Annotated in this window: 10 protein-coding genes; 8 read left to right on the top strand and 2 right to left on the bottom strand. The window is 63.8% G+C overall.

The genetic code is table 11. The features are described 5' to 3' along the window. Window positions 1-36: 36 nt before the first annotated feature. Entirely contained in the window at window positions 37-1,668 is a 1,632-nt protein-coding gene (locus tag GRB80_RS09880; RefSeq protein ID WP_132045218.1) for an NAD+ synthase, read from the top strand. Between the two features lie 137 nt (window positions 1,669-1,805). Here GRB80_RS09880 and GRB80_RS09875 read toward each other — a convergent pair whose 3' ends face one another. Continuing rightward, window positions 1,806-2,690 carry an outer membrane protein assembly factor BamD gene (locus GRB80_RS09875; RefSeq protein ID WP_132045220.1) on the bottom strand — a complete coding sequence of 295 codons (885 nt, stop codon included), beginning with the start codon at window positions 2,688-2,690 and terminating at the stop codon, window positions 1,806-1,808. A 135-nt stretch (window positions 2,691-2,825) separates the two neighbouring features. Between GRB80_RS09875 and rluD the strand changes: the two genes are divergently transcribed. From rluD to ilvN, 5 genes are all read left to right on the top strand, one after another. Next, window positions 2,826-3,785, top strand: a complete 960-nt coding sequence (gene rluD, locus GRB80_RS09870; protein WP_132045222.1) for a 23S rRNA pseudouridine(1911/1915/1917) synthase RluD — start codon at window positions 2,826-2,828, stop codon at window positions 3,783-3,785. 26 nt (window positions 3,786-3,811) lie between these two features. After that, window positions 3,812-4,567 (top strand): peptidoglycan editing factor PgeF, encoded by a 756-nt coding sequence (gene pgeF / locus GRB80_RS09865; protein WP_161423461.1) that lies wholly within the window; start codon window positions 3,812-3,814, stop codon window positions 4,565-4,567. Window positions 4,568-4,898: 331 nt separating this feature from the next. Beyond that, window positions 4,899-7,535, top strand: coding sequence for an ATP-dependent chaperone ClpB (gene clpB, locus GRB80_RS09860; RefSeq protein ID WP_132045226.1), 2,637 nt, complete (start codon window positions 4,899-4,901; stop codon window positions 7,533-7,535). Window positions 7,536-8,030: 495 nt separating this feature from the next. Then, on the top strand, window positions 8,031-9,755 hold the full coding sequence (locus GRB80_RS09855) for an acetolactate synthase 3 large subunit (RefSeq protein WP_161423460.1): 1,725 nt from the start codon (window positions 8,031-8,033) through the stop codon (window positions 9,753-9,755). Beyond that, on the top strand, window positions 9,755-10,246 hold the full coding sequence (ilvN, locus tag GRB80_RS09850; RefSeq protein WP_132045230.1) for an acetolactate synthase small subunit: 492 nt from the start codon (window positions 9,755-9,757) through the stop codon (window positions 10,244-10,246). The genes GRB80_RS09855 and ilvN overlap by 1 nt, the downstream gene beginning before the upstream one ends. Before the next feature lie 151 nt (window positions 10,247-10,397). On the opposite strand, the gene ilvY is transcribed toward ilvN, so the two are convergent. Beyond that, window positions 10,398-11,285, bottom strand: a complete 888-nt coding sequence (gene ilvY, locus GRB80_RS09845; protein WP_132045232.1) for an HTH-type transcriptional activator IlvY — start codon at window positions 11,283-11,285, stop codon at window positions 10,398-10,400. A 189-nt stretch (window positions 11,286-11,474) separates the two neighbouring features. Here ilvY and ilvC point away from each other — a divergent pair, with 189 nt between their 5' ends. Next, window positions 11,475-12,491, top strand: a complete 1,017-nt coding sequence (ilvC, locus tag GRB80_RS09840; RefSeq protein ID WP_132045234.1) for a ketol-acid reductoisomerase — start codon at window positions 11,475-11,477, stop codon at window positions 12,489-12,491. Between the two features lie 161 nt (window positions 12,492-12,652). After that, complete coding sequence (gene pssA, locus GRB80_RS09835) at window positions 12,653-13,522, top strand: CDP-diacylglycerol--serine O-phosphatidyltransferase (RefSeq protein WP_132045236.1); 870 nt, start codon at window positions 12,653-12,655, stop codon at window positions 13,520-13,522. Window positions 13,523-13,585 lie beyond the last annotated feature (63 nt).

The following is a 13,585-nucleotide window of genomic DNA, read 5'->3' as shown; positions in this document are numbered from 1 at the left end:
AGGGTATTCATTGATTCTCGAGAGATTTCCAAGCCCATGCAAGACCTGACGCTGGTGATGGCTCAGCTGGACCCCCTGGTAGGGGATATTCCCGGCAATACCGATCGCGCCATCGAGGCGGTGCGCGAGGCGCGCATCGAGCATGGCGCCGATATCGTGGTGCTGCCCGAACTCTGTCTGACCGGCTATCCGCCGGAGGACCTGCTGTTGCGACCCTCCATGGAGAGTCGTCTGCGCGAGGCTCGCGCTCGGATGGCGGCCAAGGTCGTGCGTGATGTGCTGGTGATCGTCGGTTATCCCGGCCGTCGCGAGGGGCAGCTCTGGAACCTGGCCGGTGCGCTCTTCGATGGCGAGTGGCTGGGTGAATATGCCAAGCAGGCGTTGCCCAACTACGAGGTGTTCGACGAACAGCGCTACTTTGCCAGGGGCAGCGAGCCTCTGGTGATCGAGCATCGAGGCGCGAAGCTGGGTCTGCTGATCTGCGAGGATCTCTGGGAGGAGGCTCCGGCGCGTCTGGCGAAGGAGGCCGGTGCCGAGATCCTGATCAGCCTCAATGCCTCGCCCTTCCATCAGGACAAGCCTGCCGAGCGGTTGCGTCTGCTGGAGGAGCGTGCCGCGGCGGTGTCGCTGCCTATCGTCTATGTGAACCAGATCGGCGGTCAGGACGAGCTGGTGTTCGACGGCGGCTCGGCCTGCGTGGACGCTTCCGGCGAGCTGTGCGTGCAGGCGCCCCACTGGGCCGTGGGCGTGATGCCGGTGCAGTTTATTCACCGCCAGGGCGGCTGGGTGCCTCAGGCCGGCGAGACCGAGCCCGACGTCGAGCCGGAGGAGAACCTCTACTGTGCGCTGGTTACCGGGCTGCGCGACTACGTCAACAAGAGCGGCTTCGAGGGCGTGGTGCTGGGACTTTCGGGGGGCATCGACTCCGCCCTGTCACTGGCGATTGCCGTGGATGCCCTGGGTCCCCAGCGGGTACAGGCGGTGATGATGCCCTACCACTATACCGCCGACATCTCCCGGCAGGATGCCGCCGAACAGGCCGACATGCTGGGCGTGCACTACGAGGTGATGCCCATCGAGCCGATGGTGGAGGCGTTCATGGAGACCCTCTCCGGTGCCTTCGAGGGCACGACGCGGGACACCACCGAGGAGAACCTGCAGTCCCGCTGTCGTGGCGTGCTGCTGATGGCGATCTCCAACAAGAAGGGCCTGATGGTGCTGACCACGGGCAACAAGAGCGAGATGGCGGTGGGCTACTCCACGCTCTATGGCGATATGGTGGGCGGCTACAATGCCATCAAGGATGTCTACAAGACCTGGGTCTACCGTCTGGCGCGCTGGCGCAACACCCAGTCGCCGGCGATCCCCGAGCGGGTGATCGAGCGTCCGCCCTCCGCGGAGCTGGCACCCGACCAGAAGGACAGCGACTCGCTGCCCGACTACGACACCCTGGATGCCATTCTGGTGCGCTATATCGAGGGCGACATGAGTGCCGAGGCGATCATCGAGGCGGGCTTTGACCGCGATGATGTCTACCGGGTGGTCAAGCTGGTGGACCGTTGCGAGTACAAGCGTCGCCAGGCACCGGTGGGGGTGAGGGTAACCCGCCGCGGGTTTGGTCGCGATCGCCGCTACCCTATCGTCAATGGCTGGCAGCCCGGCGAATAGCGCCGACGAGCTACGAGCTACGAGCTACAAGAGCGGAGCTACAAGTGCCGAGCTACAAGAAAACCCGGAGGCCAAGGCCTCCGGGTTTTCTTTTACTTCGAGCGATCACGTGATTCTGACGTGTAGCCTGCCGCCGGTCAGGCCGAGATCGAGTCGGCGTCGACGTGGCGGGGCGTGAAGGTGCGGCCCCGCAGCTGCTCGTGGTCGGGGGCGTTGTCGATCAGCACGCGCAGGGTCTCGCGGGCGCGGTCGCGCATCTCCAGGCCCAGGTAGCCCTCGACCATGACCGCCAGGGCGTCGCGAGTCGCCTCGCTCTGGGGGTAGTGCTCGATCACCCAGCGACCGCGCTCCACGGCGGCGAGGTAGGCGCCGCGGCGCATATAATAGTCGGCGACATGTAACTCATGGCGCGACAGAAGGTTGCGCAGATAGACGATGCGCTGGCGAGCATCCGGTGCGTACTGGCTATTGGGGTAGAGTCGAGCGAGCTCACGGAAGTCGCTGTAGGCATCACGGGAGGCGCCCAGGTCGCGCTTGGAGATGTCGATCAGCTTGAGGCGCTCGAGACTGAAACGACCGGCCTGCCAGGCGGCCAGCCCCCGCATGTAGAGGGCATAGTCGGCCTGGGGATGGCTGGGGTGCAGGCGAATGAAGCGGTTGGCCGCTGCTCGGGTCGCCTCCCAGTTGCCGGTCTCGTAGTAGGCGTAGATCAGCTCCAGCTGGGCCTGTTCGGCGTGACCACCGAACGGGAAGCGGGTATCGAGTGCCTCGAGCCGGGAAATCGCAGCGGTAAAGTTGCCGCGGTCCAGGGAGTCGCGCGCCTCCTCGTAGAGTTCGCGCTCACCGAGGTTGGCATACTCGACCTCTTCCTCCGCGGCCCGCTGTGAGGGGCTGGCTTGTGTACTGCTGGCGGCCTCGTCGCTCGAGGCGTCGGAGCCACCGCCGAACAGTGAGCAGCCGGTCAGCAGGCTGGTAGCCAGAAGCAGGGCCGCGAAACGGACAGGGGTATTGGAAACGCGCATCGTGATCCTCGTGGCAAACAACGCGGACTGGCCGTGTTAGAATCGGCCCTAAACCCGTCCACTATAAAGCACTGCGTGGCAAAACGCAGTCATCGGCGGCGCCCGATTCCGATTCCCGAAACGGTCACTCTCTTCATGTCTCAGACCTTCGAAGCACAGCAGCGTGTTCCCGATGCCATGGCCGGCCAGCGGCTCGACCAGGCCGCGGCGGAGCTCTTCTCCGACTTTTCCCGCGAGCGCCTGAAGGCCTGGATCAAGGCCGGCGACCTGACCCTGGATGACCAGCCGGCACGGCCCAGGGACAAGGTCTACGGAGGCGAATGGCTGCGCCTCTGTACCGAAGTCGAGGACGATACCCGCTTCGAGCCCGAGGATATTCCCCTCGAGGTGGTGTACGAGGATGAGCAGGTGCTGGTGATCAACAAGCCACCCGGGCTGGTGGTGCATCCCGCCGCAGGCAATCCGAATGGCACCCTGCTCAATGCGCTGTTGCATCACGACCCGGCGCTGGCGTCGGTGCCCCGGGCCGGCATCGTGCATCGCCTGGACAAGGACACCAGTGGCCTGATGGTGGTGGCCAGAACGCTGGCCGCCCAGACGTCGCTGGTGGAGCAGCTGCAGGCGCGCACGGTGTCACGGGAGTATGACGCCATCTGTGTGGGGGTGATGACCGCCGGCGGTACGGTGAATGCGCCGATCGGCCGACATGCCAAGGATCGCAAGCGCCAGGCGGTGACCGCCGCCGGCAAGCCGGCGGTGACCCACTACCGAGTGGTCGAGCGCTTCCGTGCTCACACCCATGTGCGCTGCCGGCTGGAGACCGGGCGTACTCACCAGATCCGCGTACACCTGGCGCACCTGCGCTACCCGCTGGTCGGCGACCCCGTCTACGGTGGTCGTCTCAAGCTGCCCGCTGGCTCCTCGGATACGCTCAAGGAGATTCTGCGCGAGTTTCCGCGCCAGGCGTTGCACGCCCGCCGGCTGGCTTTCGTGCATCCGGGCAGTGGAGAGACGATGAGCTTCCGGGCGGCCCTGCCTGACGACCTGCTGATGTTGCTCGACTACCTGCGTGACGATCACGAGACGATGCGCTGACCCCCTGTGGCACCGAGGATACTGTCATGAGCGACGCCCCCGACCTGCGGCCCACCCTGGTTCTGCCCGACTGGCCGGCACCCACCTCCGTGGGGGCCTTAGTCACCACCCGCGAGACCGGTCCCAGCCAGGGGGACTTTGCCTGCTTCAACCCGGCCGACCACGTGGGTGACAATCCCGCCCATGTGGCGCTGTGCCGTCGCCTGCTGCACAAGCAGGTCGATGGCGAACGACCGCTGCTGTGGCTCAATCAGGTGCACGGCGCGCGGGTGCAGCAAGGCTATACCGACGAGTCGCCGGAGGCCGATGCCGCGGTCGCCTTCGATCGTGACCATGCCTGTGTGGTCCTTACTGCCGACTGCCTGCCGGTCTTCTTCTGTGACCGCCGCGGCGAGCGCGTGGCGTTGGCCCATGCCGGCTGGCGTGGGCTGGCGGGCGGGGTGCTGGAGGCCACGGTGGCGGCATTGGGTGTGCCGCCCGAGGAGCAGCTGGCCTGGCTGGGGCCGGCGATCTCCAATGCCCAGTTCGAGGTGGGACCCGAGGTCTATCAGGCCTTCGTCGGCGTGCACCCCGAGGCCGCCGATGCCTTCGACCCCAGCCCCTATCGCCTGGGCCACTACATGGCCGATCTCTACCGCCTGGCGCGCTTGCGTCTGGAGCGTCTGGGCGTCTCCCATATCAGCGGCGGCCACTTCTGCACCGCCTGCGAGTCACGCTTCTACTCCCACCGTCGCGACAATGGCAGCACGGGAAGAATGGCCAGCGTGATCTGGCTGCGCTGAAGCGAGCTACAAGCTTCAAGGCTCAAGGAAACCCGCGGCTATCGCAGACGCACTAAGCTAGAGGCGCCGGGGATAGGTCGCAGAGGGGGGGCCGAGGACCAGGGATGGCCGAGGTAGCGTACAGGGAAGTATTTACAGCGCCCCCTCGAAGGCCTGTCGCCGGAACAGCCTCGCGCAACCCCTTGTCGCTTGATCCGCGTCAACTTGTCATGCACTTCCTCCCGACGGCCGACTTGAAACCGGCCTGACTTGACGCCATTTATCATGTCAAGACATTCACAGGGTCAAGCGGGGCGTCCGATCGCCTCGCCATCCCGATGGAGGACGTGATATGCGTTTCGACAAGTTTACCGCCAAGCTGCAGAACGCCGTGGCCGATGCACAGTCGCTGGCGGTGGGGCACGGTCATAACCAGCTCGAGCCCGGCCATCTGCTGCTGGCACTGCTCGACGCCACCGACACCGGTGCCAAGGCGCTGGTTCAGAGGGCCGGTGGCGATGCCGCCCGGTTGCGCGATGTGTTGGTTGGGCATCTCGACGACCTGCCCAGGGTCGCCCAGTTCGACGGCGAGGTGCAGCCCTCACGCGACCTGATCAAGCTGTTCAATCTTACCGATCGCGAGGCCCAGAAGCGTGGTGATCAGTACATCGCCAGCGAGCTGGTGCTGCTCGCCGCGCTGGAGATGGGGGGCGCGGTCAGCAAGCTGCTGACCCAGGCCAGCCTCTCGCGCAAGGCGCTGGAGACCGCGATCGATAGCGTGCGCGGTGGCGAGAGGGTCGACGACCCCAATGCCGAGGATCAGCGCGAGGCGCTGGAAAAGTACACCCTGGACCTTAACGAGCGGGCCGCAAGCGGCAAGATCGACCCGGTCATCGGTCGTGACGACGAGATCCGCCGCACCATTCAGGTACTCCAGCGGCGCACCAAGAACAACCCTGTGTTGATCGGTGAGCCCGGGGTCGGCAAGACCGCCATCGTCGAGGGGCTGGCCCAGCGCATCGTCGATGGCGAGGTGCCCGAAGGGCTCAAGGACAAGCGCGTGCTGTCGCTGGATATGGGCGCGTTGCTGGCCGGGGCCAAGTTCCGTGGTGAGTTCGAGGAGCGTCTCAAGTCGGTGCTCAAGGAGCTCGCCCAGGAGGAGGGCCGGGTCATCCTGTTTATCGATGAGCTGCACACCATGGTGGGGGCCGGCAAGGCCGAGGGGGCCATGGATGCCGGCAATATGCTCAAGCCGGCCCTGGCGCGCGGCGAGCTGCACTGCGTGGGTGCCACCACCCTCGATGAGTATCGTCAGTACGTTGAGAAGGATGCGGCGCTGGAGCGGCGTTTCCAGAAGGTGGTGGTGGATGAGCCCTCGGAGGAAGACACCGTGGCGATCCTGCGTGGGCTCAAGGAGCGCTACGAGGTGCACCATAAGGTCGATATCACGGATGGTGCCATCATCGCCGCGGCCAAGCTCTCCACTCGCTATATTACCGATCGCAAATTACCCGACAAGGCGATCGACCTGATTGATGAAGCATCCTCGCGCATCCGCATGGAGCTCGACTCCAAGCCCGAGGAGATGGACCGTCTCGACCGTCGGCTGATTCAGCTGAAGATGGAGCGCGAGCACCTCAAGAAGGAGACCGACGAGGCCTCGAAGAAGCGCCTCGAAGGGCTGGAGGAGCAGATTGGCGAGCTCGAGCGCGAGTACGCCGATCTCGACGAGGTGTGGAAGGCCGAGAAGGCCAGCATCCAGGGAGCGGGACAGTTCAAGGAGGAGCTCGACCGTGCCCGCATCGATCTGGAACAGGCCAAGCGGCAGGGGGATCTGGCGCGGATGTCCGAGCTGCAGTACGGCGTGATACCCGAGCTCGAGAAGAAGATCGCCGAGTTCAGCGAGGCCGAGTCGGATACCTCGAAGCATACTCTGTTGCGTTCCAACGTCACCGAGGAGGAGATCGCCGAGGTGGTCTCGCGCTGGACCGGCATCCCGGTGGCCAAGATGCTCGAGGGTGAGCGTGACAAGCTGCTGCGCATGGAGGAGGCGTTGCATGAGCGGGTGATCGGCCAGCACGAGGCGGTGACCGCGGTGGCCAATGCCGTGCGTCGCTCCCGGGCAGGGCTGGCCGACCCACATCGCCCCAATGGCTCGTTCCTGTTCCTCGGTCCCACCGGGGTTGGCAAGACGGAGCTGTGCAAGTCGCTGGCCAACTTCCTCTTCGATACCGAGGAGGCAATGGTGCGCATCGACATGTCGGAGTTCATGGAGAAGCACTCCGTGGCAAGGCTGATCGGTGCCCCTCCCGGCTATGTCGGCTACGAGGAGGGGGGGTATCTGACCGAGGCGGTGCGTCGCAAGCCCTATTCGGTGCTGCTGCTCGACGAGGTGGAGAAGGCTCACCCGGATGTCTTCAATATCCTGCTGCAGGTGCTGGAAGATGGGCGCCTCACCGATGGCCAGGGACGCACCGTGGACTTCCGCAACACGGTGATCGTGATGACCTCCAACATGGGCTCGGACATTATCCAGCGCATGGGCGGTGGCGACACCGGTTACGATCAGATGAAGAGTGCGGTAATGGAGGTGGTCGGTACTCACTTCCGGCCCGAGCTGATCAACCGCATCGATGAGGTGGTGGTGTTCCATGCCCTCGGTCAGGAGCAGATCCAGGCCATCGCCGGGATCCAGCTCGATCGCCTGCGGGCGCGGCTGGCGGAGCATGAGCTCTCCCTGGAGGTCAGCGATGCGGCCATGGCACAACTTGCGGTGGTGGGCTTCGATCCGGTGTTCGGCGCGCGGCCGCTCAAGCGGGCCATTCAGGCGCGTATCGAGAATCCGCTGGCCCAGGATCTGCTGGCCGGGAAGTTCTCGCCCGGCGACACCATCGAGGTGGAGGCCGAGGAGGATCGGCTGGTGTTCGGCAAGTCTCGGGACGGTGCTGCCATACAGAAAGGAAACGAAGCGGGTGCCGGCGCACGCTGAGGCGGTTGTCGGCACTCGCCACCTGGGCCTGACGGTCTAGACTGATTGATAGGTTGCGTCCTGTAACCTCCTTGCCCGCCTCTCACCCCGAGAGTGCGGGCTTTTTTCGACGTCGGCTCACAAGCTCAGCCTTGCTGAATGCCCTGCCATGGGCTACCCACGCTGTTTCCGCGGTTGACACGCCCTTGGCGCTAATGGAATCTTGACCCTTCCTGATACGGACACGGACCCAGCGGGCAATCCCCCTTTACCGTGTGACGGGTAGGCCAGTGGCCTCTACTCGCCGAAGGACTTCCGATTGCGGGCTCACCGCCCGGGTCGGCCAACGCCCCGACGCGGCAAACCGCCGTGATGAGAGTGCAGGCCCTAACAGGGCTTCTTGCCAGGGTTTGGCATCAGGTGCCGGTGTTTCCGGCAGCGGCATACCGCCGCACTCGACACCGTTGCCCCAAGTGGTGACGGATCGCACTCGAGACCTCCAGGGGAGAAAAACACGTGGAATTGCTTTCCGGCGCGGACATGATCGCCCGCTTCCTGCAGGATGAGGGCGTCGAATATATCTATGGTTATCCCGGTGGCGCGGCGCTGCATATCTATGACGCCCTGTTCCGCCAGGACAAGGTCAAGCACATCCTAGTACGCCATGAACAGGCCGCCACCCATGCCGCCGATGGCTATGCGCGAGCCTCCGGCAAGCCAGGTACGGTACTGGTGACCTCCGGTCCCGGCGCTACCAACGCCGTCACCGGCATCGCCACCGCCTACATGGACTCGATTCCGATGGTGGTGCTGTGTGGCCAGGTGATGAGTCACCTGATCGGCGATGATGCCTTCCAGGAAACCGACATCATCGGCGTGACTCGGCCGATCGTGAAGCACAGCTTCTCCATCAAGCACCCGACCGAAATTCCGGAAGTCCTCAAGAAGGCCTACTACCTGGCCGCGTCCGGGCGTCCTGGCCCGGTGGTGGTGGATATTCCCAAGGACATGACGGCCCCCACCGAGCGTTACGAGTACGTCTACCCCAAGAAGGTCAAGATGCGCTCGTATAATCCGGTGACCCGCGGCCATAGCGGTCAGATCAAGAAGGCCGTCGAGCTGATGCTCAAGGCCAAGCGCCCGGTGTTCTACACCGGCGGCGGTGTGATTACCGGGCGGGCCAGCGAAGGCCTGACCGACCTGGTCAAGCGACTGGGCTACCCCATCACCACCACCCTGATGGGCATCGGCGCCTACCCCCAGAGCGATCGTCAGTGCCTGGGGTGGCTGGGCATGCACGGCTCCTATGAGTCGAACATGGCCATGCACCATGCCGATCTGGTGATCGCCATTGGCGCGCGTTTCGACGACCGCGTGACCAACAACACCTCGAAGTTCTGTCCCACCGCCAAGGTCATTCATGTGGATATCGACCCCAGCTCGGTCTCCAAGACCGTGCGAGCCGATGTGCCCATCGTGGGGCCGGCGGGCAGCGTGATCAGCGAGATGATCAGCCTGGTGCAGGGCAAGGAGATCTCCAATCCGGAGGCCCTCGAGGAGTGGTGGCAGAAGATCGAAGGCTGGCGCGAAGAGCGCGCGGGCAAGCTCTATGAGCCCTCCAAGCCCGGTGAGACGCTCAAGCCCCAGGAGGTGGTCGAGGCACTGTGCCGGGTGACGCGCGGCGAGGCCTATGTGACCACCGATGTTGGTCAGCACCAGATGTTCGCGGCCCAGTATTACAAGTTCGACAAGCCCAACCGCTTCATTACCTCGGGGGGGCTTGGCACCATGGGCTTCGGATTCCCGGCCGCCATGGGCATCAAGCAGAACTTCCCGGATGAGCAGGTGATCTGTGTGACCGGGGAGGGCAGCTTCCAGATGATGATGCAGGAGCTCTCCACCTGTAAGCAGTTCGGGGGCGGCGTGAAGATCGTCAACCTCAACAATGCGTCACTGGGCATGGTGCGCCAGTGGCAGGACCTCAACTACAAGTCGCGTCATGCGCACTCCTACATGGAGTCGCTGCCCGACTTCCAGAAGCTGATCGAGTCCTATGGCTTCACTGCGCTGAAGGTCGAGACCCTTGACGAGCTCGAGCCGGCACTGGAGCGTGCCTTCGCCGATCCGCACGAGCTGGTGTTCCTCGACGTTGCGGTTGACCCGCACGAGCACGTCTATCCGATGCAGGTGCCCCTTGGCTCCATGCGTGACATGCTGCTTTCCAAGACGGAGCGGACCTGATGCGCCATATCATCTCGATTCTGATGGAAAACGAACCGGGCGCCCTGTCTCGCGTGGTGGGGCTCTTCTCTCAGCGTAACTTCAATATCGAGACGCTGAACGTGGCGCCCACCGAGGACCCGACCCTGTCGCGCCTGACGGTCACGACCGTGGGAGACGACCGGGTCGTCGAGCAGATCACCAAGCATCTCAACAAGTTGATCGATGTGGTCAAACTGGTCGACCTCACCGAGGGCAACCATATCGAGCGAGAGTTGATGCTGGTGAAGGTGAAGGCATTGGGGGCGAACCGCGACGAGGTCAAGCGCACCGCGGATATCTTCCGTGCGCAGATCGTCGATGTGAGCCCGAGCCTGTTCACCGTGCAGATCGCCGGCGATGCCGGCAAGCTCGACGCCTTCCTGCAGGCCATGGAGCCAGTCGGGGTGCTGGAGGTGGCGCGTACCGGGGTATCGGGGATTGCCCGGGGCGACAAGGTGTTGAGCCTCTAGCTCGACTCCTGGTTGTTGCTGGTATGCGAAGGCCGCCTCGAGAGGCGGCCTTCTGCTTTTTGGGCCGTCCCTTTCCAGCTCACCCATCATCCCACCTCATCATCATTTCACCCTCTGGGCTTTCCTGCCTCGTCTACCTTTCCACCATTTCCTACCTTTCCGCCACTTCATCCCAGAGCGCCCGAATCAGCGGGCTCTTCAGGCGCCGTTCCAGCACGCAGAGGCCGACGTCGTAATGGGGCAGTTCCGGTTTCACGGGCAGCACGCGGACCCGCTCACGCAGCGGGCTGTTGTCGAGCACGATCCGAGGTACCACGCCGATGCCGAAACTCAGGCCGACCATGCTGACGATCGCCTCGTGTCCGGCGACCTGGGCATAGATCCTCGGCACGATGCCCAGGGCGCGAAACCAGGTATCGGCGTAGCTGCGCGAGAGCCCCGCCTCGGAGAGGATCATCGGTACCTCGCGCCACTGCTCTGCGCAGGGCGTCTCGGGTCTGGAGGGGATCCACTCCGGTGCCTCCCTGGGGGCGATGAACACCAGCGGGGCTCGGGTCAGCGACTTGAAGGCGAGGGCCTCCGGGGGTTGGCGCGGGCGAGGGGTGATCGCCATGTCCTCGTCACCGGCCAGGACCCGGTTCATGGCTTCGGCGGGATCACCGGTGTGCAGCTTGAGCTCGATGCCGGGGTGGTGGCTGCGAAACTCGCTGAGCAGTTCGTAGAGAAAGCTGTAGCTGGCGGTGACCGAGCAGTAGACGCTGATCTTGCCGGTCAATCGTCGGGCCTCGCTCATCAGCGATTGGCGAAGTTCTTCCCAGCGCTCGAGGGTCTCACGGGCATAGTGCTGGAAGATCTCGCCCTGACGGGTCAGAGCCACGTGGCGATTGTCGCGCTCGAAGAGGGTGACACCCAGGCTCTCCTCCAGATGTCGGATGGAGCGGGAGAGGGTGGAGGTGCTGATGTGACACGCCTCGCTGGCGCGCCCGAAGTGCAGGGATTCCGCCAGGGCGAGGAAGTGGTTGAGGGGGCGCATGTCCATGGCCATTATTATTGCATAAATTGGGATGTGTCGTTGCAAATATAGCGTTTTACGCAATGGCTGGGCTGACGTATGGTTGGGTCATCGGATGCCGCAAGCCCAGCCCTGCGATAGACGGGGCGGGTGGCCATCGACGCTGACACGCATTACTCTACCATGTTTTCCAGATCACGTTTCCAGGAGCACGAGATGCACGTTTATTACGACAAGGATTGCGATCTCTCCCTTATCCAGGGCAAGAAGGTCACCATCGTGGGTTACGGCTCCCAGGGCCATGCCCATGCCAACAACCTCAAGGAGTCGGGTGTCGACGTTACCGTCGCCCTGCGTGAGGGCTCCTCTTCTGCCGCCAAGGCTGAGGGTGCTGGCCTCAAGGTGGCTTCCGTCGAGGAGGCGTGCAAGAGCGCCGATGTGGTGATGATCCTGGCGCCTGACGAGAACCAGAAGGCGATCTACGAGAACCAGGTCGAGCCCAACCTGAAGCAGGGCGCGACCCTGGCCTTCGCCCACGGCTTCAATATCCACTACAACCAGATCGAGCCGCGCAGCGACCTGGATGTGGTGATGATCGCCCCCAAGGCCCCGGGCCATACCGTGCGCTCCGAGTTCGTGCGTGGCGGCGGCATCCCCGACCTGATCGCCATTCATCAGGACGCTACCGGCAACGCCAAGGAGCTGTCGCTCTCCTACGCGGCAGCCATCGGCGGTGGTCGCAGCGGTATCATCGAGACCACCTTCAAGGATGAGACCGAGACCGACCTGTTCGGCGAGCAGGCCGTGCTGTGCGGTGGCGCCGTCGAGCTGGTCAAGGCCGGTTTCGAGACCCTCACCGAGGCAGGCTACGCACCGGAAATGGCCTACTTCGAGTGTCTGCATGAGCTCAAACTGATCGTCGACCTGATGTACGAGGGCGGCATCGCCAACATGAACTACTCCATCTCCAACAACGCGGAGTATGGCGAATACGTTACCGGCACCGAGGTGATCAACGAGCAGTCGCGTGCTGCCATGCGCAATGCTCTCAAGCGTATCCAGACCGGCGAGTATGCCAAGATGTTCATCAACGAGGGCAACAGCAACTACCCCTCGATGACCGCCCGTCGTCGCCTTAACGCCGAGCATGAGATTGAGCAGGTGGGGGCCAAGCTGCGCGGCATGATGCCTTGGATCGCCGCCAACCAGCTGGTCGACAAGACCAAGAACTGATCGATCGGCTCGGTCGAGAGCGGCAACACGACCAGGGGCGCGGGTGACCGCGCCCCTGGTCGTTTTCGTGTGGCCGACGCCGAATGACAGCGACCCGGCTTTGCGCTTGCGGGTGGTCGTGCAAGAATGACCGGCATGACTTCCAGGCAATGGGTGGGACAATGAGTCAGGATTCCCGTAACAACGAGCATATTGACACGCCGCATGGCGAGGGCCCGCCCCAGGAGCAGGGCGTCCAACGGGAGGAGGACCTGGCGTCGGTCTTTCTGCGCGAGACGGAGGTGATCGAGGAAGCCGAAGAGGATGGACGCACCGTCCGGCGCAAGGGTATCTACCTGTTGCCCAATCTCTTTACCACCTCGGCCCTGTTCGCCGGCTTCTTCGCCGTTGTCGCCGGTATCAATGGCGACTTTGCCGCGGCTTCCGTGGCGATCTTTATCGCCATGGTACTCGATGGGTTGGATGGCCGAGTGGCCCGGATGACCAACACCCAGAGTGCCTTCGGGGCCGAGTATGACAGCCTCTCCGACATGCTCTCCTTCGGAGTGGCGCCGGCGCTGGTGTCCTTTACCTGGATTCTTCAGGATATCGGCAAGACCGGCTGGGTGGTGGCCTTTCTTTATGTTGCCTGTGCCGCCTTGCGGCTGGCCCGCTTCAATGTACAGATCGGCAGCGTCGACAAGAAGTGGTTTATCGGCCTGCCCAGCCCCTCGGCAGCGGCGCTGGTGGCGGCCAGTGTCTGGACCTTCCATAGTTTCGATGCCGAGGCCTTCGGCTACAAGTTGCTGATGCTGGTGATCGTCGGTGCCGCCGGGGTGCTGATGGTCAGCAATATTCGCTACTACAGCTTCAAGGATGTGGACTTCAAGGGACCGGTCCCCTTCGTGGTGCTGCTCGCCATCGTGCTGGGCTTCGTGGTGATCTCCCTGGAGCCCTCCGTGATGCTGCTGCTGCTGTTTGGGGCCTATGTCACCTCGGGTCCGTTGATGGCGACGATGCGCAAGCTGCGTCATGCGCCTCCATCGGGCTGATCCGCGCTCACGCCGCATATATCGACGCCCGCCCCGTGCGGGCGTCGTCGGTTTTGAAACTTT

The organism is Halomonas icarae, from assembly GCF_009901955.1.
GTDB lineage: Bacteria > Pseudomonadota > Gammaproteobacteria > Pseudomonadales > Halomonadaceae > Halomonas > Halomonas icarae.
This window is presented reverse-complemented; position numbering and strand designations above follow the sequence as displayed.